The sequence below is a fragment of the Nocardia thailandica NBRC 100428 genome, assembly GCF_000308795.1.
GTDB classification, from domain to species: domain Bacteria; phylum Actinomycetota; class Actinomycetes; order Mycobacteriales; family Mycobacteriaceae; genus Nocardia; species Nocardia thailandica.
The window spans coordinates 20,345-45,666 of record NZ_BAGK01000206.1; the positions used below are offsets into that span (position 1 = coordinate 20,345).

Consider the following 25,322-nt stretch of genomic DNA (forward strand, 5'->3'; position numbering starts at 1 on the left):
ATACCGGAAAAGGGGCCGTTCGCCGGAGCGAACGACCCCTTTTTCGCGAGGGTGTCGAGTGACGGTGACCGATCAGCCGAGGCTGAACGGCTGGCCCCACAGGGTGACCCAGGAGATGACGTTGTCGGTCTCGACCTCGACGCTGACGAACGCGCGCGCCTGCGCGTAGCCGCCGCAGCCGGTCAGGCCGATGGTCTCGTCCGCCCAGGTCACCGAGCCGGTGTTGCCCTTGAACTTGTTGTTCTTGGAGTGCGACTCGGAGCCGTAGTCGTCGGCCTTCTCGATGTCGAGGACGTAGAACGACTTCGCCTGGCCGGGGCCGAGCGAGAGCTCGCCGCCGGAGGTGACGCCGCCGGAGGCGTTGCCCTCCCAGTCCGAGCCGACGTCGACGCCGCCGGAGGCGCCGCCGCCGGAGATGTTGACCTGGCAGCCCACGGTGTAGCCGGGGTAGATCTTGCCGCCGACCTCTTCACCGGAGATGGTGACCTGCGCCGAGCCGGAGACCCACGCGTTGCGGTGCACCGGGGTGGAGCCCAGCGACGGGTTGATGTTGGCGGACTCACCGACCAGCTTGATGTTGACGACGGTGCCGTCGGACAGGGTCTTGGTGATCTCGCCGCCGGGCAGCGGGACGAAGGTGTCCGCGTTGGCCGCGCCGGTGGAGAACAGGCCGACGGCCACGGTGGCGGCCGCGCCGACACCGGCCACCCGGCCCAGGAACTTACGGTTGATCATAGGTTTTTCCCTCGGGGATTCGAATTCGCCGCAGCGAGAAGAAGGTTGGTTCGTGGGACCGGGATCAGCCGATGCTGAACGGCATACCGTAGAGGGTGGTCTTCGAGTAGTGGTCGCCGATGATCTCGACCACGGTGTAGGCGCGCGCCTGGGCGTAGCCCGCGCAGCCCTGGATCTCGATTTCCGCGTCCTGGTAGTCGACGGCGTAGGTGCCGGCCTTCAGGATGTCCTTCGAGCTGATCTGGACGAACTTGACCTCGCCGGGGCCGAGGTTGACGCCGAGCGAGCCGCCCGCGCTGACGCCGTCGGTGCTGACACCGCCGGAAACGCCCGCGCTGATCGCGTCGTCGGCGATGCTGACCTGGCAACCGACGATATAGCCGGTGTTCAGCTGGGAGGCGCCGTGGGTGGAGGAGTTGTTGGAACCCTCGCGGCCCGACGGGCCGTTCCAGGGACCGACCTCGCCCTCGGGGGTCTCGGCGACCTCGGCGACGGCGGTGCCGGAGACCCACACGACGCGGCCGGCGCCGTTGGCGGCGAGCGACGGCGAGATCAGCGCGTGCTCGGCGGTCCGGGTGATGGTCACAGTGCCCGAAGGGCTCACCTTCTGGCCGTCCGGCAACGGCACGAAGGTGTCGGCGTTGGCGGCACCGGCCGACAGCAGGCCGATGGCCACGGCCGCGGCAGCGCCGACGCCCGCGGCGCGGGCGCCACGACGCACACCAGTGGTGCGGTTCTCGCTCATACTTCCCCTCATCAAGTGTCTAACAGCCGGTCTCGACCATCGAGACCGGACGGGTGGACCTCACAGGCCCAGCTCAGTGTGTAGGCAGTTTGTTGCCGCCACGTAACCGACTGTTATTTCGGCGATACAGACATTCCGATGTGACGAGCCCGAGCCGGGGCTCCACCGGGCACTCACGAGATTGTCGGGCTGGTGCTGCGGGGTCCGATAGTTGATGGCTCGCTGGCGAACATTAAACGCCGCGGGAACGTTTCGGCAACGCAGGAGTTCGTAAATTTCTCGGTGACCCCCATCACAGAAGTCCGCATGCCGATATGCCTTGACGTGCATAAATGGGTTGACCAGCGACGATGTCAACCGGCGTTAACGGCCCCCGCCGTTCCCGTGAAAGCATTGCGATACGACGATGGACCGCGCCCCCCGCGCGGTCCATCGGTATTCGGGTCACGTCGGCAATTCCGACGTTCTGGACAAATATCTCAACGCAGTACTACGGAGTTGCCCAGTAGATAACGGAATGGTCACCCGTGGTGCGGCGGCACCTGCGAACGCAGCCATTCATCGTTGTCGCGACCGGCGGAACCCGGGCCACGTTCGTCGCCGGTGGTCTCCGGCAGCACCTCGCCGAAGATGCGGGCGAGGCGGGCGGCCTCGGCCGCCCGCTCCCGCGCCGAACGGGTGTCGTCGCCGGTCACCGCGACCTCATTCGTCCAGGCCGGACAGCTCGCCGATGACCCGGCTCGCCAGCGGGCCGAGCGTGGCCATGCCGTCGCGGACCGCGGCCCGCGTGCCGGGCAGGTTGACCACCAGCGTGGAACCGGAGATCCCGGCGACGCCGCGCGACAGGCCCGCGTCGAGCGAACCGGCCACCCGGCCCGAGGCCCGCAGCGCCTCGGTGATGCCGGGCAGTTCGCGGTCGAGCACCTGCTCGGTGGCCTCCGGGGTGACGTCACGCGGCGACATGCCGGTGCCGCCGACGGAGATCACCAGATCGACACCGCCGATCACCGCGGTGTTGAGCGCGTTGCGGATCTCGACCTCCTCGGCCTGGACCGTCACCGAGGCGTCGACCAGAAAGCCTGCCTCGCTGAGCAACTCGGTGACCAGCGGGCCGATCGAGTCCACTCCTCCATGCGCCGTCCGATCGTCGACGACAACCACCAGTGCACGCCCTGCGACGGGAGCATCGATTTCCATGACACTCACCGTAGCGCCTGGCGCGCCGGCGTCGCCCGGCGAAGTGATGATCATCGGCCACCGTCCGCGGCCGCGCCGGTGAGCGTGACCTCGACGGTCTTGGCGTTGCCGCCGTTCTCGTCGGTGTAGGTCAGCTTCACCTTGTCGCCGGGCGAGTGCGACCGCACCGCCGCGATCAGCGCGTCGCCGGAGTCGATGGCGCGGTCGCCGAGTTTGGTGATCACCGCGCCGGTCGGCACCCCGGCCTTGGCGGCGGGGCCGTCGGGGGTCGCCTCGAGGACCCGCGCGGCGGTGTCCTGCGGGCGCAGCTTGACGCCGATCTGGGCGTAGGTGGCGTGACCGGTTTTGATCAGTTCGTCGGCGACCCGGCGGGCCTGGTCGACGGGGATGGCGAAGCCGAGGCCGATCGAACCGGTCTGCTGGCCCGCCGCGTCGCCGCCGAGGCTGGCGATGGCGGTGTTGATCCCGACCAGCTTGCCGTTCGCGTCGACCAGCGCGCCGCCGGAGTTGCCCGGGTTGATCGCGGCGTCGGTCTGGATGGCGTCGATGACGGGGTTGACCTGGCTCGGGGCGCCCTGGCCGCTGGTCGACACCGGGCGGTTGAGCGAGGACACGATGCCGGTGGTGACCGTGCCCGCCAGGCCGAGCGGCGAGCCGACGGCGATGACCGGCTGACCGACCGCGAGCCCGGCGGAGGTGCCCAGCTCGATCGGGGTGAGGTCGGTGCGGCCGCTGACCCGGACCACGGCCAGGTCCGAGACCGGATCGGCGCCGACCAGGGTGGCCGGGGCGGTGCTGCCGTCGCTGAACACCACCTCCATCTTGGCGCCGTTGCCGGCGCCCGAGGCGACGTGGTTGTTGGTGAGGATCAGCCCGTCCGAGGACAGCACGACGCCCGAGCCCTCGCCCGAGGCGCGCGCGCCCGCGACCTTGATCATCACCACGCTGGGCAGCACCTTCTGGGCCACCGCCTGGGTGGATCCCGCCGGCGCGTTGACGGCGTTGTTGACCGTCGGCTTCGGCGCGTCGAGCGCGTTGGTGACCGGGGCGCCCACGGTGCCGGAGTCGACCGCGATCGCGCCGACCACGCCGCCGATGCCGCCGCTGACCAGCGCCAGCGCCGCCGCGCCCGCCACCAGGCCCATCCGCAGCGGCTTGCGCGGGGCGGGCTGTGGCGCCGCGAGCGGATGGCCGGGCCCGACCGGCGGGAGGGGCGAGGTCTGGTCGAAGGGCCGCGCCTGCCCGGGGAAGGTGTGGGTCGCGCCCGGGCCGCCCGGGTGGCCGGTGAACGGCGGGGACATGCCCGGCTGACCGGCGAGCGGGTCCGGCCCGTACCCGGCGCCCTGGCCCTGCGCGGCCTGCGGATCGAGGGGACGCTGCTGCGCGGGGCCGGCCTCGGCACCCGCGTTCTCGGCATGCTGACGGGGATCGGTCATCGGTGTCTCTTTCTCCTCACGCTTACCGATCAGCTTCCCCGCCGCCACTGAGAGCTGACTGAGATCGCGCCGTCAGTTCGCCCAGACTCCGCCGGGAGTTTCCGGGCCGGGTCAGACCTCGTCCGGCTCCTCGAGGTCGCCGGGACCGGGCGCCTCGCCCGGCAGCACGATCCGCACGAGCGCGCCACCCCGGTCGGAGGTGTCCACCGCGATGGTGCCGCCGTGCTTGGTCACCACCTGTTTGACGATGGCGAGGCCGAGCCCGGACCCGGGCATGGACCGCGACGCGGTCGTCCGGTAGAAGCGCTCGAACACCAGCTCGCGCTCCTGCGGCGGCACGCCGGGGCCGGCGTCGGCCACGGCCAGTTCCAGCAGCCCGGGACCGGCCGGGCGCATGGTGATGGTGACGTCGGCGTCGGCGGGGCTCCACTTCGCCGCGTTGTCGAGCACGTTGAGCACCGCGCGTTCGAGCCCGGCCTCGTGCCCGTAGACGAACCACGGCTGCAACTCGGCGACGAACTGGATGTTGCTGCGCCTGCGGCGCACCCGCTCGAGCGCGCGCTCGGCCACCTCCCCCAGGTCGACGCGCTCGTAGACGGTCTCCGGCGCGTCCTCGCGTGCCAGGTCGACGAGGTCGCCGACCAGGGTGGACAACTCCTCGATCTGGGCGACCACGTCGGCGCGCAGCTCGGCCATGTCCTCGTCGGGCACCCGGGGCGCGCCGGGGCGGCCCGCGGCGATGAGCAGCTCCATGTTGGTGCGCAGCGAGGTGAGCGGGGTGCGCAGCTCGTGTCCCGCGTCGGCGACCAGGCGGCGCTGCCGGTCCCTGGACTCGGCCAGCGCGCGCAGCATGGTGTTGAAACTCTCGGTGAGCCGGGCCAATTCGTCGTCGCCGGTGACCGGGATGGGGGTCAGGTCGTCGGTGCGGGCGACGCGTTCGGTGGCCGCGGTGAGCCGCGCGATGGGCCGCAGCCCGGTGCGGCCGACCGCCGTGCCCGCCGCGGCGGCCAGCACCACGCCGCACGCGCCGACCACGAACAGCAGCCAGGCCAGCCGGTCGAGCACCTCGCGGGTGCGGTCGAGCTTCTGGGAGATGATCAGGGTGCCGCCGCTGTGCGTGCGCGCGGCCAGCACCCGCTGGTCGCCCACGGTGCGCAGCGAGGAGCCGATCTTGCCGTCGGCCACCGCGCGCTCCTGCGCGCCGACCGGCGGGATCGTCTGCTGCGGGGGCACGTAGGACTTGGAGTCGGGGAAGATCAGCGCCACGCCGACGTCGTTGGAGAACAGCCCGGCCAGCAGGATCGACTGGAAGCCGAGCATCTCGACGTTGTTGTTGATCATCGTCGCCGCGCGCGCCTCGAGCTGGGCGTCGACGTCGGCGTAGAGCGCCCTGGCGACCATCGCGTAGGCCGCGATCGAGGTGACCGCGACCGCGATGAGCACGACCGAGGCGGCCAGCAGGGTGACCCGCCAGCGCAGCGAGACCGACCGGGTCAACGGCATGGGCGGGCGCATCTCGCCGGCGTGGGTGGGACCCACCACCGCGACCGAGCCCTTGCGGGTGGAGGCGTGGACCATCGCGCGCGCCTAGGGCGGGGTCTCGCGGAGCACGTAGCCCACCCCGCGCACGGTGTGGATCAGGCGCTCCTCGCCCGCGGCCTCGGTCTTGCGGCGCAGATAGCCGATGTAGACCTCGAGCGCGTTGCCCGAGGTGGGAAAGTCGTAGCCCCACACCTCTTCCAGGATGCGGCCGCGGGTGAGCACCCGGCGCGGGTTGGCCATGAGCATCTCGAGCAGGGAGAACTCGGTGCGGGTCAGGCTGATCGGGCGGTCGCCGCGGGCGACCTCGCGGGTGACCGGGTCGAGCGACAGATCGGCGAAATGCATCGCCTCGGAGGTCTCCCCGCCCGGGTCCGGCGCCCGGCGGCGCAGCAGCGCGCGCAATCGGGCGAGCAATTCCTCCAGCGCGAACGGCTTGGGCAAATAGTCGTCGGCGCCCGCGTCGAGGCCGGCGACGCGTTCGGAAACCGAATCGCGGGCGGTCAAAACCAGAATCGGCAGATCGTCACCGGTGCTGCGGAGGCGCCTGCACACTTCCAGACCGTCCAGTCGCGGCATCATTACGTCCAGGACCAGCGCGTCCGGGCGGGCGCTGCCGACTTTCTCCAATGCGTCCATACCGTCGACCGCCAGATCGACGGTGTAGCCGTTGAAGCTCAGCGACCGTCGCAGCGACTCCCGGACGGCGCGATCGTCGTCGACAACCAGAATGCGCATGCGAACAGTTTGCCGTTCTCAACTGAGAGGGTGCTGAGTTTCGGCGGTGACGCGCGGGACTGTGACGAGGTCAGCGGCCGCCGCCGCCACGCCGCCGGAGGGGCCGTGGGTTGTCCCCGGGAGGTACGGCGCGCCCGGATGTTCATCACCGTGCACGAACATCTTGACAAACAGCACCGAATCAGCCTCTCGCCAGGCTATATTCAGCGCGCCGGTAACCGCGTCACCCGGATTGCCGACGACCGCTGGTGAGGGTATCTTTTCATCGGTAAAAACTAGACCTCTAGTTGGTTCTGCGCTCGAATCGCACCGCGACGACGCCACGCGCGGCCAGGGTCACTTCGGGAAAGCAGAGGCACGGCAAGCGGATGGATGTTGCACACCGCTCCTGGCAATTCAGCCTGTCGAACTGGTCGGTAACTCGCAAGGTCGGTGTCGTGCTGGTGCTGCCGGTGATGCTGGCGACCGTCTTCGCGGTGCTGCGTATCAACAACGAGCTGCAGACCATGAGCCAGCTGGACGCTGCCGCCGAGCAGGCGGCCATCCTGCGTCCGGTCGTCAAATACACCACGGCCACCGAACAACTCGCCATCGCCGCGACCACCCACTGGGGAAATATCGCCGACCCCCAGGTCGATGCCGCGCTGTCGACCTACGACCAGGCGCTGGCCGAACTCCAGTCCGCGCTGCGCACCTCCCAGACCGACGCGGCCGTCCTGGCCGAACTCAACGCCGCCGCGGCCACCGGCACCACCCTGCGCGGCGCGGTCCGCAGCGGCTCGCCCGCCATGCTCGGCACCCAGGCCGACGAGATCACCACCCGCGCCAGCAACGCGCTCGCGCTCACCCCGGCGGTCGAGGACACCGACATCCAGCGCTACTTCACCCAGCTCGGCTCGCTGCAGTCCGCGCGGCGCCTGCTGGCCCAGCAGCGCATGCTCGTCGCCGACCCCGACCCGGTCCGCGCGCAGACCGTGCGCAGCAAGGTCCTGGTCGTCCTCGGCGCCGAGGCCAGCATGATCGAGACCTACAGCCACACCCTGCCCGGGCAGGCGGGCGCGGTGCAGCCGCTGGTCGACGCCGTGCAGACCCGCCTCGGCGTGTTCAGCCAGAACGCGAGCGACCCCTCGGCCAACCCGGCCGTGGTGAATTCGCTCCAGGTGTCCGACGACACCTACAACCAGACCACCGAGACCCTGATCAAGACCCTCGAGACCACCGTCGCCGAGCGCACCGCCGACGCACAGGCCGCCGCGCTGCGCGAGACCACCATCGTGCTCGGCATGCTGCTCGCCGGTCTCGCCCTGGCGCTGGCGGTGGCCCGCACGCTGGTCGTGCCGGTGCGCAGGCTGCGCCGCGACGCGCTCGAGGTCGCCCACGTCAAGCTGCCCGACGAGCTGGCGGTGGTGCGCGGCGGCGGCGCGACGCCCGAGATCGCCCCGGTGGGCATCCACTCCACCGACGAGATCGGCCAGCTGGCCCGCGCGGTCGACGAGATCCACGAGCAGGCGCTGAATCTGGCCGCCGACCAGGCGCGCCTGCGCCTGCAGATCGGCAACATGTTCGAGACGCTCTCGCGCCGCAGCCAGTCGCTGGTCGAGCAGCAGCTCTCCCTCATCGAGGAGCTCGAGCACGACGAGGACAACCCCTCGCGCCTGCAGACCCTGTTCCGCCTCGACCACCTGGCCACCCGCATGCGCCGCAACGGCGACAACCTGCTCGTGCTCGCCGGTACGGTGCTGCGGCGCGGTCATCTGCCGCCGGTGCCGCTGTCGGACATGCTGTGGAGTTCGGTCTCCCAGGTGGAGGACTATCAGCGCGTCGAGATCGGTTCGGTGCCCGACGGCGTCGTCGCGGGCGAGTCCGCGGTCGACATCGAGCACCTGCTCGCCGAGCTCATCGACAACGCGTTGCGCTACTCCCCGCCGAGCACACCGGTCGCGGTGACCGTCGGCCGGGCCGTGGACGGCGGCTACCTGGTCGAGATCACCGACCGCGGCCTCGGCATGTCCTCGCAGGACCTGCAGTCGACCAACGACAGCCTGGCCTCCGGTGGCGAGGTCACCGTCGAGACCGCCCGCCGCATGGGCCTGTTCGTCGTCGGCCGCCTGGCCAAGCGGCACACCGTCACCGTCAGCCTGCGCCGCAACTCCTCGTCGGCGCAGCAGCCCGGCATCACCGCCAGCGTGCACCTGCCCGGCGCGCTGGTCACCCCGCTGCCCGAACCGCACCACCCGCCGAGCGGCCCGCTGCCGGTGGTCCCGGCCACGGTGCCCACGAACGGCAACGGCAACGGCACCGCCCAGCACCGGGCGGCCTTCGACCCGAACACCACGGTCCTGACCAGCGCCGGTCTGCCGCAACGCCGCCCGGCCGCGCCGCCCGCGCACATCACCTCGACCACCACCACCGCGCTGCCGGTGGTGACCGACCCGGCCGTCGAGGCGGCCCCGACCGGGCTCTGGGCCGAGCACCCGCACGAGGACGAGCCGGTCGCCGAGCCCGCCCCCGCCCGGCTGCTCGGGCCGTCCGGGCTGCCGATGCGCACCCCGGGCGCCTCGACACCGCCCGCGGCGCTCGCGCCCGAGGCCGAACCCTTACCCGCGCCGGAACCCGACGCGGTTCCCGACCCGGCGTTCGACGATCCGATGCCGACCTCGAGCACCCGGCTGCAGCCGGTGACCGGCCCGGCGCCGACGCCGATCTACCAGCGCATGGTCTCGGAGTGGCTGGTGGAGCCTTCCGCCGCCGGCAGTTCCGAGCCGCCCGCCTGGACCACCCCGGTCGACCCGGGCTGGGAAGCCGCGGAGTCGGCGGGCCACCCGCAGACCTCGTCCCGCACGAGTGGCGGTCTGCCGATCCGCAAGCCCGGAGCACAGCTGGTGCCCGGCGCCACGTCCACCACCGAGGAGTCAGGTCAGCGTGATCCGGAGGAGATCCGCAACAACCTGACCCGCCATCTCAGCGGCGTCCGCAGCGGTCGCGCCGAGATCCAGTACAACGACGGAGGCCTCGAATGAGCAACGCGAACACCACGGACGAGAATCTGAACTGGCTGGTCGCCCGCTTCACCAAGGACGTGCCCGGTGTCTCGCACGCCGTCCTGGTCTCGGCCGACGGCCTGCTGCAGGCCACCAGTCCCCATCTACCGTCCGACCGGGCCGAACAACTCGCGGCGGTCACCGCGGGCCTGGCCAGTCTGTCGATGGGCGCCGCGCAGCTGTTCGACGGCGGCAAGGTCATGCAGTCGATCGTCGAGATGCAGCGTGGCTATCTGCTGGTGATGTCGGTCGGCAACGGCTCCTACCTCGCGGTGCTGGCCAACAAGAGCCACGACATCGGCCGGATCGGCTACGAGATGGCGCTGCTGGTCGACCGGGTGGGCTCGGCGGTCACCGCCACCGCCCGCACCGCTGTCTAGAGGTGATATGTCGAGCCCGCACGGCCCCGAGCACCGACCGACCACCCGTGTCCGGCCCTACGCGCTGACCGCGGGCCGGACCGAACCCGCGATCGCGCTTCCCCTGGAAGCGGTGGTGGAGACCGTTTCCTACACCGCCCACCTGGAGTGGCCGGCCGGCGATCTGCGGACCGAAATCCTGCGTCTGGGTACCCATCAGCTCTCGGTCGCCGAAATCGCCGCATACCTGGAACGCCCACTGGGTATGGTCCGGGTGATGATCGGCGATCTGGTGGTGACGGGGATTCTCCGGGTGCATTCGACGCTGACCGAAACGGCCGGCTACGACGAACGCCGATCTCTGATGGAGAGGACTTTGCGTGGACTCCGTGCCCTCTGACGGCGCCGCAACCCTGCAGCAGCCCAGCCCGGAACACCGTGTGGCATCGACGAAGATCGTTGTCGCCGGTGGCTTCGGCGCGGGCAAGACCACGTTCGTCGGCGCCGTGTCGGAGATCGTTCCGCTGCGGACCGAGGCGATGGTCACCCATTTCTCCGACGGCATCGACGATCTCGCCGACACGCCGGACAAGGAGACGACCACCGTCGCCATGGACTTCGGGCGGATCGTGCTGCCGGGCAACCTGGTGCTGTACCTGTTCGGCACGCCGGGCCAGAAGCGGTTCTGGTTCATGTGGGACGACCTGATCCGCGGCGCCATCGGCGCGGTGGTGCTGATCGACACCCGCCGCCTGGAGGACTCCTTCGCCGCGGTCGACTTCTTCGAGGCGCGCAACCTGCCGTTCCTCATCGCGGTCAACCGCTTCCCCGACGCGCCGCGATTCCCCATCGCCGAACTGCGCGAGGCGCTCTCGGTGCGCGAGGGCGTCCCGATCGTCGACATCGATGCCCGCAACGCGCTCGAGGTGCGCCAGGCCCTCGCGGCGGTCACCGAGTACGCCATCTCCCAGCTCGAGGGTCATCAGTTCGAGGGAGCCGCGCGTGGCTGAGGTGCTGGCCGACGCCGGCGCCGACCCGTTCGGGCTCGGCTTCGGGGTGGCCATCCTCGCCGCGGCGCTGTCGGTGATCGGTTCGCTGGTCGCCTTCGCCTGCGTGGGGCATTCGCGGTATTCGCACAAGTTCCGGGTGGTGTGGCTGGCAGCGGCCGCGGTCTCGCTCGGCGGCGTCGGCCAGTGGCTGGCGAATTCGGTAGCGCTGCTCGGGTTGCGGATCCCCGGTACCCAGATCCTCTACACCCCCAGCCTGGCCACGGCCGCCCTCGCGGTCTCGGTGGCGGGCGCGCTCGGCGGACTCCTCCTCGCGGGCACCAGTTTCGACCTGCGGCGACTGGTCGCGGGCGGACTGACCATGGGCCTCGCCTCGGGCCTGTCGACCTATCTCACCCTCGACGCGCTGGCGATCCGCGGCCGGGTCTCGGAGTCGCTGTGGCTGATCGGCGCCGCGTCGCTGGTGGCGATGCTGGTGAGCACCGCGACGCTGTGGATGTTGCAGTCGGTGCGCAGGCTGCGCCTGCGGCTGCCCGCCGCGCTGGTGTTCGCCGCCGGGGTGGCCGCCACCTACTACCTGGCCTTCGCCGCACTGGATTTCCACGTCGACCCCGAGGGCCGCGCGCCCGGCGGGCTGACGCTGTTCGCCGTGGTGTTCCCGATGTTCGTGCTCGGCACGCTCGGCCTGACGCTGCCGATCACCGCGGTGCTGATCGCCCCCGACCGCCGCGACCAGACCCCCCAGACGCCGACGCGACCGACGCGACCGGCATTCGCCTCCGCCGGGAAGAACAGCCGCTGAGATGGCGATGGGCGGGTTCCCCGTAGGAGAACCCGCCCTCACGCACTAGGTTACCGGCCGCGGCGGACACCCGCAGGGGTTCGGGCGAACATCCACGGGCCGAAGCCGCCACCGTTCCTGCGCATTTCGCCGCCCGGCAATCCGCCGGCAAGCCTCCGCACCGCTGTTATTCATGTGTTCCGCGCCACATCGTTTGCCGGGCAATTGCTCTGGGATGCCCCGTGCCAGCTGCGGCTTCGGCGAAAACCGGCGATAGCCCCCTGGACATCGTCACCGTCGCGGGGTGTCTCCCGGCGCGTTCGGCTGTCCCGGCGCCGCCGGTACGGCTATCGTCGGGCGCGGGGCACGCGGTTTCGCCCGGCACATTCCGATGTTCGTCCGAAGGAGTTCGCATGGCCGTCAATGTGGTGCTCGACAAGGCTCTGGACAAGGAGTTCGAGAGCAAGTCGCTGCAGGAGATCCTGGCCGCGCCGCCGTCGGCCCTGGCCGGCCTGACGTCCGCGCACGACCAGCAGCTGCTGGACGCGCTCAAGATCAAGACCATCGCCGATCTCGGCAACAACAAGTACTTCAAGCTGGCGGCGACGCTGGTGGAGCTCGCCGAGCGCGCGGGCTAGTCCCCGGAACACACGACGGGCCTGCCGACCGTGGTCGGCAGGCCCGTCGCCGTCACCGGCTCCCCCGCCCGGGTTGTCCCCTCCGAACGGCTCGACCGCGTGACCGCGTGCGCCCGGATCAGATCCGGGATGGGTCGATATGTCCCAATTGCACGGCTTTGAGGATACGACGTGGCACCCGGTACTCCACACCGGCCACCCGCACCGTCACCAGCTCCGGCGCCGTCGCCTTCCACTGGGCACGCCTGCTGCGCGTATTCGACCGCGACATCCGCCGCTTCGGCACCGCCACGACTCAGCCCTCCTCGGTCGCGCGCACGCGCCTGCCGTACTTGCGCTCGAACTTCTCCACCCGGCCCTGGGTGTCGAGCACCCGGTTCGCGCCGGTCCAGAACGGGTGCGAATCGGAGGTCACGTCGACCATGAGCAGCGGGTAGGTGTTGCCGTCGCTCCACTCGATGGTGCGGTCGGCGGTGGCGGTCGAGCGGGTCAGGAACCGCTTGCCCGTGCTCGCGTCCTCGAAAACCACCGGGTGGTAGCCGGGATGGATGCCCTTCTTCACTGGATCTCTCCTCTCGGATCGGTGCGCTCGGTCGCACCCGTCGGGGCCTGGACCGGATCGGCGCAGGGGTCTTCGTGCCAGTCGCCGAACGGGTCGGACCATTCGGCGACGCGGTCTGGCGCGCGCTCGACCAGGCGCAGTTCGTCGTCCTCGACCAGCGCCCAGTGCAGGGCGTGCCGGATCTCGGCCGGATCGGCGTCGTGGGCCAGGATCACCAGCGACACATCGCGATCGCCGAAACGCTCGTCCCAGCGCAGGGCGGCAAGGGCCCGCCGCTCGGGATCGGCCGCGGCCAGCTCGGCCTCGTCCATCGCGGCCAGCCAGCGGCCCGCGCCGCCGACCCGCAGCCCGCCACCCGCCGACTCGAGCCAGACCACCTCGTCGGGCTGGGTGGCCAGCCAGATCCGCCCGCGCGCGGTGACCACGCCGTCGAAGAGCACGTCCAGGGCCTCGTGCAGACGCTCGGGATGGAACGGCCTGCTCGCGGCGAATTCCAGGAGGGTGACGCCGCATTCGGTGTCCAGCGGCGGCTGGCCGCGCAGCAGCGGCGCGTGCGCGCCGAACGCGCGGCCCCGGCGGGCATGGGCCGGAATCCGGTGCAACAGCGACGAGATCGCCGCGCGGTCGAGGGCCGCGAGGTCGTCGGTCCAGGCCACCGGCGCCTCGGGGACCAGCCGCGACAGTACCGCGCCGAGGCGCTCGCGATCGAGCGCGTCGGCCCCGGCGGTCAGCACGACCAGCGCGTCGGCGAAGTCGACCTGACCCACCGCGACCTGGGCCACAGTGCGCTCGTCGTCGGCGGCGGCGAGGCCGCGATCGGCCAGCGCCTCGTCGCCGGTGGCGTCGGCGAGCCATTGCGCGCCGTCGACGCAGGTCAGCGTCGCCTCCACGCGGACGTTGCGCGCGGCGGGCCCGTCCACCCGGTCGGCCACGCCGACGACGTCGACGTGCTCGAGCGCGTGGCACAGCGCCTCGGCCTCGACGGCCGGGTCGAGCGCCAGCACGATCCGCCGCACCGACTCGCGCACCGCGAGCGTGCACAGCAGGGGCAGCAGGTCCGCGCGCAGCGTGCAGGACACGCAGCCGTGCGCGAGTTCCAGGACGGTAGTGGTGGCCTCGCCGTCGACGCGCAAGGTCCGGCGGACCACGCCCTCGCGCAGTTCGGCCAGATCGTGGTGCACCATCACCGTGCCCGGCTCGTCGCTCAGCGCGACGGCCACGTGCTCGACCCCGGTCATCGCCGGGCCGGAAAAGCCGGAGACCAGCACGACGGGCGTTCTCCGGTCGGACTGGACCAGCACCGCACAACCCCTTTCGATAACGATTTTCATTTGCCAATGGGCAACGGTACAGTGTCGAGACGTCATTGTCGAAAACGATTGTCATCATCGAACTGCGGTCAGGCCGCGGAAAGGACGTCGCATGTCGGCTCACTGCCAGGTCACCGGCCGCAAACCCGGATTCGGCAAGGCCGTGTCCCACTCGCACAAGCGGACCAGCAGGCGCTGGGACCCCAACATCCAGCGCAAGACCTACTACCTGCCCAGCGAGGGGCGCCGCATCACCCTGACGCTGTCGGCCAAGGGCATCAAGACCATCGACCGCGACGGCATCGAGGCCGTCGTCGCCCGGCTCCGCGCCCGCGGCGAGAAGATCTAGGAGGGGACCATGGCGTCCAAATCCACCGAGCTGCGCCCGATCGTGAAGCTGCGCTCCACCGCGGGGACCGGCTACACCTACGTCACCCGCAAGAACCGGCGCAACGACCCCGACCGTCTCGTGCTGCGCAAGTACGACCCGGTCGTGCGCCGTCACGTCGACTTCCGCGAGGAGCGCTGAGATGGCCAAGAAGTCCAAGATCGCCCGCAACGAGCAGCGCCGCGAGATCGTCGAGCGCTACGCCACGCGCCGCGCGGAACTCAAGGAGATCATCCGCAGGCCGTCCAGCTCCTACGAGGAGCGGGCCGCCGCGCAGGCCGAACTGCGCCGCCAGCCGCGTGACGCCAGTCCGGTACGATTGCGCAATCGGGATGCCGCCGATGGCCGGCCGCGTGGGCATCTGCGGAAGTTCGGCCTCTCCCGTGTACGCGTGCGCGAGATGGCGCATCGTGGCGAGCTGCCCGGTGTGCACAAATCGAGCTGGTAGCCACCCACAGATCTCGTGAGAAGGAACCCCGAACCATGGCAGTGAAGCGAGCACCGTCCAAGAAGGCCCGCGCCGAGCAGGCCCGCCGCCCCAAGAAGAACCCGCTCATCGCCGCGGGCATCGAGACCGTCGACTACAAGGACGTGAACCTGCTCCGCACGTTCATCTCCGACCGCGGCAAGATCCGCAGCCGCCGCGTCACCGGCCTCACCCCCCAGCAGCAGCGCCAGGTCGCCGTCGCGGTGAAGAACGCCCGCGAGATGGCCCTGCTCCCCTTCACCAGCCGCTGACAGACCGAACGACGAAGGCCGCCGGAACACCTTCCGGCGGCCTTTCGCGTCTCACGCACTCATCCCCACAGGCCGACCGAGCGACCTGAGCAACCACTCCGGGCCGACCCTGCGGCCTCACGCGCCCACCCGGGCCGACCCAGCGACCGCACGCAACCGCCACCAGGCCGACCTAGCGACCGCACGCAACCACCCCCGGGCCGACCTCGAGGAGGCCAGCCCGCACAGCGGGCGTCGCGGCCGTCCCGCAGAAAAGCGGAGCGAGACCATGCGCCGAAGGCGCGAGTATCGCTCCGCTTTTCTGCGGGACACAACTGGCCGCGACTCGAGCGCGCCAGCGCTCCAACACTACGGAATCGTGACGACCTGTCCGACGTTGATCAGGTCCGGGTTGTCGATGCCGCTGGCGGCCGCGATCTCGTGGAAGCGGTTGCCGTCGCCGTAGAAGCGCTCGGAGATCGCCCACAGGGTGTCGCCGGGCTCGACGGTGTAGGTCTGGGCGGCGGGCGGCGGCGGGGGCACCTCCTCGGCCTGCTGCTGCGCAGCGACCGGCTCCGGCTCCGGGGCGGGCAGCGGGGTGTCGGTGTTGGTGGCGGTGGCCCACGCGACCGAGCCGTCGGTGCCGTACAGCACGACGTTGCGGTCGGCCTGCACGGTCAGGCGCTCCACGTTCTTGCCGTTGGTCTCGGTGGACCAGGCGGCGGAACCGTCGCCCTTGTAGAGGACGAAGTTGCCGTCGTCCTGCAGGACGGCGCGCTGCACGTCCTGTCCGTGACTCTGTGCGGCCCACACGACGTGCCCGCCGGGCTCGGACAGCACCAGGTTGCCGTCCGGCTGCAGAGTCAGGGTGTACGCACCGCCGGTCAGGGACTGTCCCAGACCAAGTTCTTCGCCTACGCGCAGCGTGTCGCCCACGTTCGTCCTTTCGAAGATTCACTTGCAGAGCATCCAACGAATGACGCTCGCCGTATGCCACGGCGAGGCGTCGCTGCCGAATGTAGCGGTAGCGGAGCCGGAATGGGGGAGTTACGCGCAGGGTTCGCGGAAAGTTCACTGTGGCGGTCGTCGCGTTTAGAATGACGGACCTTGTGAGCCTAGGCTTGTCGGCATGACGTCGACGCCCCGGCGGGCACTTGCCGCCACCGCCGCCGCCCTGCTGTGCAGCCTGTCTGCCTGCGGCTCCACCGAAGACGGTGCCCCCCAACCGAATTCCACCGTGGTCCCCGAGGCCGCCGGCGGCGTCCCGGGACACGCCTTCACCCCCGATCCGACGCTGGTCGATCCGCGCCCGCTGTCGCCCATGTCCTGGAGCCGCGGCAAGGGCGATACCGTCGTGCTGGCCTTCCAGGCGGGCAACCCCGAGTGCTACGGGATCGACGCGAAGACCGTGGAGACCGCCGAGGCCGTCACCGTCACCCTCACCACCGGTACCCGCGCGGACGCGCAGGGCAAGATGTGCACGATGAACCTGGTCTTCGGCACCACGACCGTGAACCTGAAGTCCCCCTTGGGTTCTCGCGAAGTCCGCAGCACGGCCTGAAGTACGGGCCGACCACGGGGAGACCCAGCGGGCGTAGCGGCCGCCCCGACGAAAAGAACCCCGACCCACGGGCGAAGCCACGAGGATCGGGGTTCTTTCGGCCGGGTCCCGAAGGGCCGCGACCCGAGCGCGCCGGCGCTCCGGCAAGTCAGTGCGCGAAGTGGCGCGCACCCGTCAGGTACAAGGTCACGCCCGCTTCCTTGCACAGTTCGATGGTGTCCTTGTCCCGGATGGATCCGCCCGGGTGGACGATCGCGCGGACGCCGGCGGCGACCAGGATCTGCGGGCCGTCGGAGAAGGGGAAGAACGCGTCGGAGGCCGCGACCGATCCGGCGGCCCGCTCCCCCGCGCGTTCGACGGCGAGCTTGCAGGAGTCGACCCGGTTGACCTGGCCCATGCCGACGCCGACCGCGGCGCCCGCGTCGGCCAGCAGGATGGCGTTGGACTTCACCGAACGGCAGGCGCGCCAGGCGAATTCGAGATCGGCCAGGGTGGCGTCGTCGGCGGGCTCGCCTGCGGCGAGTGTCCAGTTGGCCGGGTCGTCGCCCGCGGCGTCGAGGATGTCGCGGTCCTGCAGCAGCACGCCGCCGCTGATGGGCCGCAGCTCGGCGCCCTTGCGCTGCGGCGGCGCCGCGACGAGGACCCGGACGTTCTTCTTGCGGGCCAGCACCTCGACGGCGCCGTCGGCGTAGCCGGGCGCCACGATGACCTCGGTGAAGATCTCGGCGACCTGCTCGGCCATCTCCACGCTGACCTCGCGGTTGGCCGCGATCACGCCGCCGTAGGCGCTGACCGGGTCGGTGGCGTGGGCCTTGCGGTGCGCCTCGGCGATGTCGGCGCCGACGGCCACACCGCAGGGGTTGGCGTGCTTGATGACCGCGACGGCGGGGGCGTCGTGGTCGTAGGCGGCGCGCCAGGCGGCGTCGGCGTCGGTGTAGTTGTTGTACGACATCTCCTTGCCGTGCAACTGCTGCGCCTGCGCGAGGCCGGGGGCGCCGCTGTGGGTGTAGAGCGCGGCGGCCTGGTGCGGGTTCTCGCCGTAGCGGAGCACCGCGGCCCGTTCCCAGGTCCCGCCGACCCAGCCGGGGAATTGCTCGACCTCGGTCTCGGCGACCGCGGGCACGGCGACCGAGGCCATCCAGCTCGCGACGGCGACGTCGTAGCTCGCGGTGTGCTGGAAGGCCTTCGCGGCGAGCGCGGTGCGCTCGGCGAGGGTGAAGCCGCCGGACTTCACCGCGGCCAGCACGTCGTCGTAGTCGGCGGTGTCGACGACGACGCCGACCGACGGGTGGTTCTTGGCGGCGGCGCGGACCATGGAGGGTCCGCCGATGTCGATCTGCTCGACGCACTCGTCGACGGTGGCGCCCGAGGCGACGGTCTGGGTGAACGGGTAGAGATTCACCACGACCAGCTGGAACGCCTCGACGCCGAGCTCGGCGAGCTGGTCGACGTGCTCGCTCTTGCGGGTGTCGGCGAGGATGCCCGCGTGCACGCGCGGGTGCAGGGTCTTGACCCGGCCGTCGAGGGTCTCCGGGAAACCGGTCAGGTCCTCGACCTTGGTGACCGGGATGCCCGCCTCGGCGATCTTGCCCGCGGTCGAGCCGGTGGAGACCAGTTCCACGCCGGCGGCGTGCAGTCCGGTCGCCAGCTCGACGAGCCCGGTCTTGTCGTAGACGCTCACCAGCGCCCTGCGGATCGCCTTGCGTTCACTCACCGGCGTACTCGCTCATCTGGAATTACTGCCTTTCGTCCGTCGGAGACAATGCCACGTTCGGCGACCGCGGCGACAACCTCCGCCAGCAGCCGACGTTCGACAACCTTGATGCGCTCGTGCAGCGACGCCTCGTCGTCGGCGGGCAGCACGGCGACCGCCTCCTGCGCCAGGATCGGGCCGGTGTCCACGCCCGCGTCGACCAGGTGCACCGTCGAACCGGTGACCTTGGCGCCGTAGGCGAGGGCGTCGCGCACCCCGTGCGCGCCGGGGAAGGACGGCAGCAGCGCGGGGTGGGTGTTGATGATCCGGCCGCCGAAGCGGGCGAGGAAGGCCGGGCCGAGGATCTTCATGAAACCGGCCGAGACGACCAGGTCGGGGTCGAACGCGGCGACGGCTTCGGTCAGCGCCCGGTCCCAGGCGGCGCGGTCGGCGTGCTCGCCGAGGGCGACCCGGAAGTGCGCGACACCCGCGGCCTCGGCGTGGCCGGTGGCGGCGCAGTCGCGGTCGACGCCGACGGCGACGATCTTCGCCGGGTAGCCGGGGGTTTCGGTGGCGGCCAGCAGCGCCGCGAGCAGCGAGCCGGTCCCCGAGGCGAGGACGACGACGGTGGCCGGGGCCCGGTCGGGCAGCCACTGGGCATGCGAGGGCGTCAGCGCTCTACTCCTGGTGAGGTCGGACGGCGGCGGCGACAACCACCGGGTCGAGCTTACCGAGGGGCCCCCGGCGCACTGTCCGCAGGTCCTTCGTCGACGACCTCGACGTCGACGATCTCCGCCTGTTCGCCCGCGCCCGCCTCCCCGGCGGGACGCGACACCGGGTCGTCGTCGGTCTCGTCGAGGAGTTCGGCGTAGACCTCCCCGTCCGTCTGCTCGGCGTCGGTCTCCGGGTCGTCGGCGTAGTCGTCGGGATCGTCGCCGGGGTCGTCGTCGTAGTCGGGATCGTCGTCGTCGTAGTCGTCGGAGGATTCCTCGTAGTCGTCCTCGTCGAGGTCGTAGTCGTACTCGGCCTCGGGGTCGTCGTCGTACTCGTCGTACTCGTCGTAGGCGCCGTCGGTGCCGTCGTCATAGGCGCCGGCGTCGTCATAGGCGTCGTCGTCGTAGTCGTCGTAGTCGTCGGACGGCACGGCGGCGACGGCCTCGGACGGGGCGAGGAAGCGGCGGGCGAACAGCATGCCCGCGTAGCCCCCGACGCCGAACCAGGTGAACAGCAGCGCCGCGAGCATCAGCAGGTCGGTGCCGACGTGGCCGAAGGCGCCCAGCTCGCCCCCGGCGACGAAGCTCAGGGCGAGGAACGTCAGGGTGGCGACACCGGCGGAGGTGAACGTGGCCCACGGCGCGCCCGCGCGGTCGTCGCTGACGCGACCGAGTTCGACCCCGCCGAGGACGCCGATGGCGATCGGGATCAGGGCCAGCGCGGGCCACCAGGCGGCGGCCGGGCCGGTGGGCAGCGGGATCAGCGCGGGCACCGCGGGCGCCTGCGCGCCGAGGACACCGAACAGCCCGACCGAGCCGGACCCGAACTGGATGGCCGCGCCGCTGAGCAGGCCCGCGGCGCCGACGACGACGTTCGGCAGGTAGGCCAGCGACAGGACGGTCGTGCCGAGCACGTCGACGAATCCGTCGGCCCGGCCGTAGGCGTCGCCGAAGCGGGACAGGTGCGCGAGGAAACCGGCCAGGGTCGCCACCGCCGCGCAGGCCAGCAGCCGCAACACGGTGCGCCGGGCCGCGCGCAGGCCCTGCATCGCCCACTCCGGCACCTCGACGGGCAGCAGTCCGCGCACGGCGCGCCAGTGCCGCCCGGCGAAAGCGGTTGCCGCCGTCGCGGCGTAGAGCAGCAGGACCCAGCCGAAGGCGGCCAGGGTGCCGGGCGGCTGGAGCGGGGTGACGCCCGAGGCGTCGGCGGTGACGGCGAGGCAGACCGCGGTCACCAGCAGCGGCCCGGCCAGCGTGGCCCCGGCCAGCCAGGCCAGGTCGACCCAGGTGGGCCGGGCGGGCACCGCGCGGGCCGTCTCCCGCGAGGCGAACCACAGGATCGCCGCGGTGGGCACCAGCGGCAGCAGGCCGAGCGTGGTGCGGCCGATGGTCAGCGGGATCTGGTGCGCGCCGAGCCAGCTCGCGGCGATGACCGCGGGCGCGCCGGACATGCCGGTGTCGGTGGTCAGCAGGGTCAGCAGTACCAGGACCGTGAGCACCGCGAGCACGCACAGCGACGGCCGGGCCGCGACGAGCAGCAGCAGGCGCGCCCGTTCCGGCGACAGCGACAGTGGCGACCGGCCCCCGCTGTCGGGGGGTTCGGGGGTACCGGTGGCGGTCACCCCGCCGCCGGGCGACCCGGAGGTCCGGCGCACGAGGGCGTTACGGGCGCTCATGACGATTCAGCGTGGCAGCTTCCCCGGCCTACGCGGGTCAGGCGCGCCGCGAGCCCACGGGCGTACCCGTGGGCTCGCGGAGGCTGCCTGGTACCCCCGCGCAGCCGTTGACGTGGAACTCTTCTTACTTGTTCTCGTCGCTCGGCCGGAACGCGGTGGTCGCGTCCGAGGACGGGTCGGAGGCCTGCTCGCCGCCGAAGGGCTGGCCGGGCGCGCCGTAGGTCGGCGTGCCGAACGGCTGGGCGCCCTGGGCGGGCTGACCGGCCTGCGGCTGCGCGGCGGCCTGGCCGCCGTAGTGCTGGGTGGCGCTCTCGTCACCGGCGGGCTGGGCGTGCTGACCGGAGGTCTGCGCGGTGCCGTACGGGGTCGCCACGGGCTGCGCGGCCTGCGCGGCCTGCCCCCCGTAGCCGGGCTGCTGGCCGTAGCCGCCCTGCTGTCCGTAACCCGGCTGGGGCGGCTGCTGCCCGTACCCGGCCGGGGCGGCCTGCTGCTGGCCGTACGCCTGCGGCTGCGCGTACTGGCCGCCGGTCTGGGCGCCGTACCCGGCCTGGCCGTAGCCCTGCTGCTGGGCCTGCTGCCCGTAGCCGGGCTGCTGCTGGCCGTAACCCGCCTGCTGGCCGTAGCCCTGCTGCTGTCCGTACTGCTGGCCGTACCCGGGCTGCTGCGGCTGCTGCGGCGCGGCCGGACGGGGCGCGGGCGGGGTGATGATCCCGGCGTCGAACAGGAACGACACGAGCGCCAGACCCGCGGTGACCAGGGTCAGCACCAGCACCAGCCAGCCGCCCCAGCCGACCGAGATCTCGATGAGCCCGTCGAACATGCTGTCGTAGGGGTTGAGGAAGCACTGCAGCAGCACGCCGATGAAGGCCGCGACGGCCGTGGCGGCGGTGACCGCCTTCAGGTTCTGCTTGGGCAGCAACGAGATCCCGGCCAGCAGCGCGGTCAGCAGGATCACGACGGCGAGACCGACGTTGCCCTCGATCAGGCTGGTGCTCTCGCTCTGCTTGCCGCCCTCCATGGTGAAGAACGGCGCGAAGCCGAACAGGAAGGCCAGCGCGCCGACACCGGCGGTCGCGGCGGTCAGGATGAACGGCAGCCCGAAGCCGCCCGGAGCGCCCGCCGCGGACGCGGGCGCAGCGCTGGGCTGCTGGCCGGGCGTGGCTGCGGCGGAAGGCGTCACGGGCTGGTTGTACCCGGAGCCCCCTGTCGGGTAGGACATGTCGTCGTCTCCTTGTCGAGTCGTGCGTCGGTCGCGTCGAACATGACTGGCGCGGATCGATACCTGACGCTACTGCACCGTCCGGATTCGGTCATCACCCACCGAGGGGCCACGCCGACGCCGGAAAACGGCGAGGGCCGCCTCCGGGGAGATCCCGGGGGCGGCCCTCGTTGTCCGCGGCGGCGCCGGGCGCCGCGCCGCGAATCACGCCGTGATCGAGGCGTTCTCCAGGATCTCGCGCGCCAGGGCGGCGGTCTCGGACGGGGTCTTGCCGACCTTCACGCCCGCGGCCTCGAGGGCCTCCTTCTTGGCGGCGGCGGTGCCCGAGGAGCCGGAGACGATGGCGCCCGCGTGGCCCATGGTCTTGCCCTCCGGCGCGGTGAAGCCCGCGACGTAGCCGACGACCGGCTTGGTGACGTTGGCCTTGATGTAGGCCGCGGCCCGCTCCTCGGCGTCGCCGCCGATCTCACCGATCATGACGATCAGCTTGGTCTCGGGGTCCTTCTCGAACGCCTCGATGGCGTCGATGTGGGTGGTGCCGATGACCGGGTCGCCGCCGATGCCGATCGCGGTGGAGAAACCGAAGTCCCGCAGCTCGTACATCATCTGGTAGGTCAGGGTGCCCGACTTGGAGACCAGGCCGATCGGGCCCTTGCCGGTGATGTTGGCCGGGGTGATGCCGACCAGCGCCTCGCCCGGGGTGATGATGCCGGGGCAGTTGGGGCCGATGATCCGGGTCTTGTTGCCCTTCTCCAGGTTGTAGGCCCACGCGTAGGCGGTGTCCTGCACCGGGATGCCCTCGGTGATGACCACGAGCAGCGGGATCTCCGCGTCGATGGCCTCGATGATGGCGTCCTTGGAGAACTTCGGCGGCACGAACGCGATGGAGACGTCGGCGCCGGTGGCCTTGATGGCCTCCTCGACGGTGCCGAAGACCGGCAGCTCGACGGCGTTGCCGTCCTTGTCGGTGTGCGAGACGGTGGTCCCGGCCTTGCGCGCGTTCACGCCGCCGACGACCTGGGTGCCTGCCTTGAGCATCAGCGCGGTGTGCTTGGTGCCCTCGCCGCCGGTGATGCCCTGGACGATGACCTTCGAGTCCTTGTTCAGGAAGATGGACATGTTCTTCGTTCCTTACTTGGCCGCGGCCAGTTCGGCAGCCTTGTCGGCGCCTTCGTCCATGGTCTGGGCGAGGGTCACCAGCGGGTGGTTGGCGTCGACGAGGATCTGGCGACCCTCCTCGACCTTGTTGCCGTCGAGACGGACGACCAGCGGCTTGGTGGCCTGCTCACCCAGGATCTCGAGCGCCTTGACGATGCCGTTGGCGACCGCGTCGCAGGCGGTGATGCCGCCGAAGACGTTGACGAACACGCTCTTGACCTGCGCGTCGCCCAGGATGACGTCGAGACCGGCGGCCATGATCTCGGCCGAGGCGCCGCCGCCGATGTCGAGGAAGTTGGCCGGCTTCACGCCGCTGTGGTTCTCGCCCGCGTAGGCGACGACGTCCAGGGTCGACATGACCAGGCCGGCGCCGTTGCCGATGATGCCGACCTCACCGTCGAGCTTGACGTAGTTGAGGTCGTTCTCCTTGGCCTTGAGCTCCAGCGGATCGGTGGCGTCGCGGTCGGCGAAGGCGTCGTGGTCCGGGTGGCGGAACTCGGCGTTCTCGTCCAGGGTCACCTTGCCGTCGAGGGCGAGGATCTCGTCACCCGGGGTGCGGACCAGCGGGTTGACCTCGACCAGGGTGGCGTCCTCGTTGACGAACACCTCCCACAGCTTCTGGATGGTTACCGCGGCGGCGTCCAGGATGTCGGCGGGCAGGTGGCCCTGCTCGGCGATGGAGCGCGCGGTGGCCAGGTCGACACCCTTGACGGCGTCGACGGCGACCTTGGCGAGGCGGTCGGGCTTGGTGGCGGCGACCTCTTCGATCTCCATGCCACCCTCGACCGAACACATGGCCAGGTAGGTGCGGTTGGCGCGGTCGAGCAGGAAGGAGATGTAGTACTCCGAGGCGATGTCCTTGGCCTCGGCGACCAGCAGCTTCTTGACGATGTGGCCCTTGATGTCGAGGCCGAGGATGTTCTGCGCGTGGGTGAACGCGTCGTCGGGGGTCGCGGCGTACTTCACGCCACCCGCCTTGCCACGGCCGCCCACCTTGACCTGCGCCTTGACCATCACCGGCTTGCCGATTTCCTCGGCAATGGCGCGCGCTTCCTCGGCCGTGTCGCAAACACGACCCTCGGACGAAGGCACCCCGTGCTTAACGAAGAGCTCCTTCGCCTGATATTCGAAGAGATCCATGTACTCACCGTCTCGTCTGCGTTGCTATGACAACGTCTTTGTTGGCGGCCCGACGTCGGTAGCGGGTCGGTCCGGACTCTAACCAGCCTCAGGGAGGGCCTTCCGGCCACGTTCATCCTAAGTGGCGCAGGTCACGGTACCTCCGGCACGTCCCGCAAAACCCCTGGCCAAAGCTACTGACGAGTAAAGTTTTCGCCCTTTTGCAGGTAGAGACACACATGCCGCCGGGGCCGACGATCTACTACGTTATGTCGTCGATCGACCTCACGAATTCTGGTCGCGATCCGTGAGATATTCCGTCGCGTTACGGTGACGAATCTCACAAGGAAGTGTATGTTTCCGCCCAGCGCTTGCCACCGGCGCAATCGCTTCGTTACCGTCGATGCGGTCGAAGTCACAACCAGGTCACGGCAACCAGGTCACGACTGGGTAGGTCAGGACTGAGGAGGACGACGAGCTTGAGGCAGCCGAGCAGCGCAGGCCACCGTCACCGCTACACAGACGAACACGCCACCCGGCACGATTCGGCGCCCACCTGGTCGCAGCACGAATCGTGGAATTCCGGCTGGTCCGGCACCGAGCAGACCTGGTCCCCCACCCGCGACGAGTGGACCCCCGCCGACACCGGCGACGACTACGCCGAGGGCGAGTACTACGGCGACTACGCCGCCGCCCCCGAGCCGTCCTGGAACGCCCGCCCCGAGCGCGCCGAACCCCGGACCGAGGCCCCCCGCCGCACCGAGCGTCGCGGCGGCGCCCACCGCGTCCCCGCCCCGCCCGCCGCACTGAAGGGCCGCGCCGCGGTCGTCGCCGTCGCCGCGGGCGCCGTGGTCGCCGCGGGACAGGCCGCCATGGCCGACCCCGGCAAGCCGAGCGCCACCGTCGACTACCAGGCCGCGGGCCAGATCCACGAGATCGCCGCCTCCTCGGTCAATCACGACGTCGAGGCCCCCGGCGCCCCGCAGGTCC

28 protein-coding genes and 1 pseudogene are annotated in these 25,322 nt (G+C 70.9%); 12 read left to right on the forward strand and 17 right to left on the reverse strand.

Annotation, left to right across the window (positions count from 1 at the left end):
• Positions 1-72: 72 nt before the first annotated feature.
• The 7 genes from ON36_RS23220 to ON36_RS23245 all read right to left on the reverse strand — a co-directional run bounded on the left by ON36_RS23220 (position 73) and on the right by ON36_RS23245 (position 6,390).
• Complete coding sequence (locus ON36_RS23220; RefSeq protein WP_043657538.1) at positions 73-735, reverse strand: MspA family porin; 663 nt, start codon at positions 733-735, stop codon at positions 73-75.
• Between the two features lie 64 nt (positions 736-799).
• On the reverse strand, positions 800-1,480 hold the full coding sequence (locus tag ON36_RS23225) for an MspA family porin (protein ID WP_043657541.1): 681 nt from the start codon (positions 1,478-1,480) through the stop codon (positions 800-802).
• Positions 1,481-2,001: 521 nt separating this feature from the next.
• Positions 2,002-2,175, reverse strand: coding sequence for a hypothetical protein (locus ON36_RS35550; RefSeq protein WP_169334727.1), 174 nt, complete (start codon positions 2,173-2,175; stop codon positions 2,002-2,004).
• A 7-nt stretch (positions 2,176-2,182) separates the two neighbouring features.
• The gene (locus ON36_RS23230; protein WP_043657543.1) at positions 2,183-2,677 is read right to left on the reverse strand and encodes a MogA/MoaB family molybdenum cofactor biosynthesis protein; all 495 of its coding nucleotides are present in this window, start codon (positions 2,675-2,677) and stop codon (positions 2,183-2,185) included.
• 50 nt (positions 2,678-2,727) lie between these two features.
• On the reverse strand, positions 2,728-4,113 hold the full coding sequence (locus ON36_RS23235; protein ID WP_245558174.1) for a S1C family serine protease: 1,386 nt from the start codon (positions 4,111-4,113) through the stop codon (positions 2,728-2,730).
• A gap of 111 nt (positions 4,114-4,224) precedes the next feature.
• Positions 4,225-5,691, reverse strand: coding sequence for a HAMP domain-containing sensor histidine kinase (locus ON36_RS23240; protein WP_043657547.1), 1,467 nt, complete (start codon positions 5,689-5,691; stop codon positions 4,225-4,227).
• Positions 5,692-5,700: 9 nt separating this feature from the next.
• Complete coding sequence (locus tag ON36_RS23245) at positions 5,701-6,390, reverse strand: response regulator transcription factor (protein WP_043657551.1); 690 nt, start codon at positions 6,388-6,390, stop codon at positions 5,701-5,703.
• A 368-nt stretch (positions 6,391-6,758) separates the two neighbouring features.
• On the opposite strand from ON36_RS23245, the gene ON36_RS23250 reads away from it, so the two are divergent.
• The 6 genes from ON36_RS23250 (at position 6,759) to ON36_RS23275 (ending at position 12,216) form a co-directional block, all read left to right on the forward strand.
• Positions 6,759-9,410: a sensor histidine kinase gene (locus ON36_RS23250; protein ID WP_043657554.1), complete on the forward strand. Its 2,652-nt coding sequence runs from the start codon at positions 6,759-6,761 to the stop codon at positions 9,408-9,410.
• Positions 9,407-9,811, forward strand: coding sequence for a roadblock/LC7 domain-containing protein (locus ON36_RS23255; RefSeq protein ID WP_043657557.1), 405 nt, complete (start codon positions 9,407-9,409; stop codon positions 9,809-9,811). The genes ON36_RS23250 and ON36_RS23255 overlap by 4 nt, the downstream gene beginning before the upstream one ends.
• Before the next feature lie 7 nt (positions 9,812-9,818).
• Positions 9,819-10,190, forward strand: a complete 372-nt coding sequence (locus ON36_RS23260; protein WP_052314271.1) for a DUF742 domain-containing protein — start codon at positions 9,819-9,821, stop codon at positions 10,188-10,190.
• A 40-nt stretch (positions 10,191-10,230) separates the two neighbouring features.
• The gene (locus ON36_RS23265) at positions 10,231-10,800 is read left to right on the forward strand and encodes a GTP-binding protein (RefSeq protein ID WP_052314277.1); all 570 of its coding nucleotides are present in this window, start codon (positions 10,231-10,233) and stop codon (positions 10,798-10,800) included.
• Entirely contained in the window at positions 10,793-11,599 is an 807-nt protein-coding gene (locus ON36_RS23270; RefSeq protein WP_043657560.1) for an MHYT domain-containing protein, read from the forward strand. Before ON36_RS23265 ends, ON36_RS23270 begins: the two co-directional genes overlap by 8 nt.
• A 392-nt stretch (positions 11,600-11,991) precedes the next feature.
• On the forward strand, positions 11,992-12,216 hold the full coding sequence (locus ON36_RS23275; RefSeq protein WP_043657563.1) for a hypothetical protein: 225 nt from the start codon (positions 11,992-11,994) through the stop codon (positions 12,214-12,216).
• Between the two features lie 118 nt (positions 12,217-12,334).
• Here the strand turns inward: ON36_RS23275 and rpmF are convergent, their stop codons facing one another.
• From rpmF to mrf, 3 genes are read right to left on the reverse strand one after another with little or no spacing between them, the layout of a single operon-like run.
• Positions 12,335-12,508: a 50S ribosomal protein L32 gene (gene rpmF, locus ON36_RS33765; protein WP_083885331.1), complete on the reverse strand. Its 174-nt coding sequence runs from the start codon at positions 12,506-12,508 to the stop codon at positions 12,335-12,337.
• Positions 12,509-12,511: 3 nt separating this feature from the next.
• Positions 12,512-12,778, reverse strand: coding sequence for a type B 50S ribosomal protein L31 (locus ON36_RS23280; protein WP_043657566.1), 267 nt, complete (start codon positions 12,776-12,778; stop codon positions 12,512-12,514).
• The gene (gene mrf, locus ON36_RS23285; protein WP_043657569.1) at positions 12,775-14,079 is read right to left on the reverse strand and encodes a ribosome hibernation factor-recruiting GTPase MRF; all 1,305 of its coding nucleotides are present in this window, start codon (positions 14,077-14,079) and stop codon (positions 12,775-12,777) included. Before mrf ends, ON36_RS23280 begins: the two co-directional genes overlap by 4 nt.
• Before the next feature lie 121 nt (positions 14,080-14,200).
• Between mrf and rpmB the strand changes: the two genes are divergently transcribed.
• The 4 genes from rpmB to rpsR are packed head-to-tail and all read left to right on the forward strand — an operon-like array spanning position 14,201 to position 15,214.
• The gene (gene rpmB / locus ON36_RS23290) at positions 14,201-14,437 is read left to right on the forward strand and encodes a 50S ribosomal protein L28 (RefSeq protein WP_043657571.1); all 237 of its coding nucleotides are present in this window, start codon (positions 14,201-14,203) and stop codon (positions 14,435-14,437) included.
• 9 nt (positions 14,438-14,446) lie between these two features.
• Positions 14,447-14,617: a 50S ribosomal protein L33 gene (gene rpmG, locus ON36_RS23295; protein ID WP_043657574.1), complete on the forward strand. Its 171-nt coding sequence runs from the start codon at positions 14,447-14,449 to the stop codon at positions 14,615-14,617.
• A gap of 1 nt (position 14,618) precedes the next feature.
• Positions 14,619-14,924: a 30S ribosomal protein S14 gene (gene rpsN, locus ON36_RS23300; RefSeq protein ID WP_043657577.1), complete on the forward strand. Its 306-nt coding sequence runs from the start codon at positions 14,619-14,621 to the stop codon at positions 14,922-14,924.
• A gap of 35 nt (positions 14,925-14,959) precedes the next feature.
• Positions 14,960-15,214, forward strand: a complete 255-nt coding sequence (gene rpsR / locus ON36_RS23305) for a 30S ribosomal protein S18 (protein ID WP_043657579.1) — start codon at positions 14,960-14,962, stop codon at positions 15,212-15,214.
• Between the two features lie 348 nt (positions 15,215-15,562).
• Here the strand turns inward: rpsR and ON36_RS23310 are convergent, their stop codons facing one another.
• Positions 15,563-16,129 (reverse strand): LysM peptidoglycan-binding domain-containing protein, encoded by a 567-nt coding sequence (locus tag ON36_RS23310; protein ID WP_043657582.1) that lies wholly within the window; start codon positions 16,127-16,129, stop codon positions 15,563-15,565.
• A 193-nt stretch (positions 16,130-16,322) separates the two neighbouring features.
• On the opposite strand from ON36_RS23310, the gene ON36_RS23315 reads away from it, so the two are divergent.
• The gene (locus ON36_RS23315; RefSeq protein WP_043657585.1) at positions 16,323-16,754 is read left to right on the forward strand and encodes a hypothetical protein; all 432 of its coding nucleotides are present in this window, start codon (positions 16,323-16,325) and stop codon (positions 16,752-16,754) included.
• Positions 16,755-16,902: 148 nt separating this feature from the next.
• Here the strand turns inward: ON36_RS23315 and purH are convergent, their stop codons facing one another.
• The 6 genes from purH to sucC all read right to left on the reverse strand — a co-directional run bounded on the left by purH (position 16,903) and on the right by sucC (position 24,353).
• Entirely contained in the window at positions 16,903-18,468 is a 1,566-nt protein-coding gene (purH, locus tag ON36_RS23320) for a bifunctional phosphoribosylaminoimidazolecarboxamide formyltransferase/IMP cyclohydrolase (RefSeq protein WP_043657588.1), read from the reverse strand.
• On the reverse strand, positions 18,465-19,121 hold the full coding sequence (gene purN, locus ON36_RS23325; protein WP_245558175.1) for a phosphoribosylglycinamide formyltransferase: 657 nt from the start codon (positions 19,119-19,121) through the stop codon (positions 18,465-18,467). Before purN ends, purH begins: the two co-directional genes overlap by 4 nt.
• Positions 19,122-19,174: 53 nt before the next feature.
• Entirely contained in the window at positions 19,175-20,836 is a 1,662-nt protein-coding gene (locus tag ON36_RS34990) for a cell division protein PerM (RefSeq protein WP_052314273.1), read from the reverse strand.
• 124 nt (positions 20,837-20,960) lie between these two features.
• Positions 20,961-22,055 (reverse strand): DUF5336 domain-containing protein, encoded by a 1,095-nt coding sequence (locus tag ON36_RS23335; RefSeq protein ID WP_043657591.1) that lies wholly within the window; start codon positions 22,053-22,055, stop codon positions 20,961-20,963.
• Between the two features lie 204 nt (positions 22,056-22,259).
• Entirely contained in the window at positions 22,260-23,174 is a 915-nt protein-coding gene (gene sucD / locus ON36_RS23340; RefSeq protein WP_043657594.1) for a succinate--CoA ligase subunit alpha, read from the reverse strand.
• 12 nt (positions 23,175-23,186) lie between these two features.
• Positions 23,187-24,353 (reverse strand): ADP-forming succinate--CoA ligase subunit beta, encoded by a 1,167-nt coding sequence (gene sucC, locus ON36_RS23345; protein ID WP_043657596.1) that lies wholly within the window; start codon positions 24,351-24,353, stop codon positions 23,187-23,189.
• A gap of 458 nt (positions 24,354-24,811) precedes the next feature.
• Between sucC and ON36_RS36365 the strand changes: the two are divergent.
• A pseudogene (locus ON36_RS36365) lies at positions 24,812-25,322 on the forward strand (hypothetical protein); the annotation flags it as partial.

Excerpts from the sequence above, each read along its gene's own strand:
- ON36_RS23220 (WP_043657538.1), bottom strand. The coding sequence starts at position 735 with ATGATCAACCGTAAGTTCCTGGGCCGGGTGGCCGGTGTCGGCGCGGCC.
- ON36_RS23225 (WP_043657541.1), bottom strand. The coding sequence starts at position 1,480 with ATGAGCGAGAACCGCACCACTGGTGTGCGTCGTGGCGCCCGCGCCGCG.
- ON36_RS23230 (WP_043657543.1), bottom strand. The coding sequence starts at position 2,677 with ATGGAAATCGATGCTCCCGTCGCAGGGCGTGCACTGGTGGTTGTCGTC.
- ON36_RS23235 (WP_245558174.1), bottom strand. The coding sequence starts at position 4,113 with ATGACCGATCCCCGTCAGCATGCCGAGAACGCGGGTGCCGAGGCCGGC.
- ON36_RS23240 (WP_043657547.1), bottom strand. The coding sequence starts at position 5,691 with ATGGTCCACGCCTCCACCCGCAAGGGCTCGGTCGCGGTGGTGGGTCCC.
- ON36_RS23245 (WP_043657551.1), bottom strand. The coding sequence starts at position 6,390 with ATGCGCATTCTGGTTGTCGACGACGATCGCGCCGTCCGGGAGTCGCTG.
- ON36_RS23250 (WP_043657554.1), top strand. The coding sequence starts at position 6,759 with ATGGATGTTGCACACCGCTCCTGGCAATTCAGCCTGTCGAACTGGTCG.
- ON36_RS23255 (WP_043657557.1), top strand. The coding sequence starts at position 9,407 with ATGAGCAACGCGAACACCACGGACGAGAATCTGAACTGGCTGGTCGCC.
- ON36_RS23260 (WP_052314271.1), top strand. The coding sequence starts at position 9,819 with ATGTCGAGCCCGCACGGCCCCGAGCACCGACCGACCACCCGTGTCCGG.
- ON36_RS23275 (WP_043657563.1), top strand. The coding sequence starts at position 11,992 with ATGGCCGTCAATGTGGTGCTCGACAAGGCTCTGGACAAGGAGTTCGAG.
- rpmB (WP_043657571.1), top strand. The coding sequence starts at position 14,201 with ATGTCGGCTCACTGCCAGGTCACCGGCCGCAAACCCGGATTCGGCAAG.
- rpmG (WP_043657574.1), top strand. The coding sequence starts at position 14,447 with ATGGCGTCCAAATCCACCGAGCTGCGCCCGATCGTGAAGCTGCGCTCC.
- rpsN (WP_043657577.1), top strand. The coding sequence starts at position 14,619 with ATGGCCAAGAAGTCCAAGATCGCCCGCAACGAGCAGCGCCGCGAGATC.
- rpsR (WP_043657579.1), top strand. The coding sequence starts at position 14,960 with ATGGCAGTGAAGCGAGCACCGTCCAAGAAGGCCCGCGCCGAGCAGGCC.
- ON36_RS23315 (WP_043657585.1), top strand. The coding sequence starts at position 16,323 with ATGACGTCGACGCCCCGGCGGGCACTTGCCGCCACCGCCGCCGCCCTG.
- ON36_RS34990 (WP_052314273.1), bottom strand. The coding sequence starts at position 20,836 with ATGAGCGCCCGTAACGCCCTCGTGCGCCGGACCTCCGGGTCGCCCGGC.
- ON36_RS23335 (WP_043657591.1), bottom strand. The coding sequence starts at position 22,055 with ATGTCCTACCCGACAGGGGGCTCCGGGTACAACCAGCCCGTGACGCCT.
- sucD (WP_043657594.1), bottom strand. The coding sequence starts at position 23,174 with ATGTCCATCTTCCTGAACAAGGACTCGAAGGTCATCGTCCAGGGCATC.
- sucC (WP_043657596.1), bottom strand. The coding sequence starts at position 24,353 with ATGGATCTCTTCGAATATCAGGCGAAGGAGCTCTTCGTTAAGCACGGG.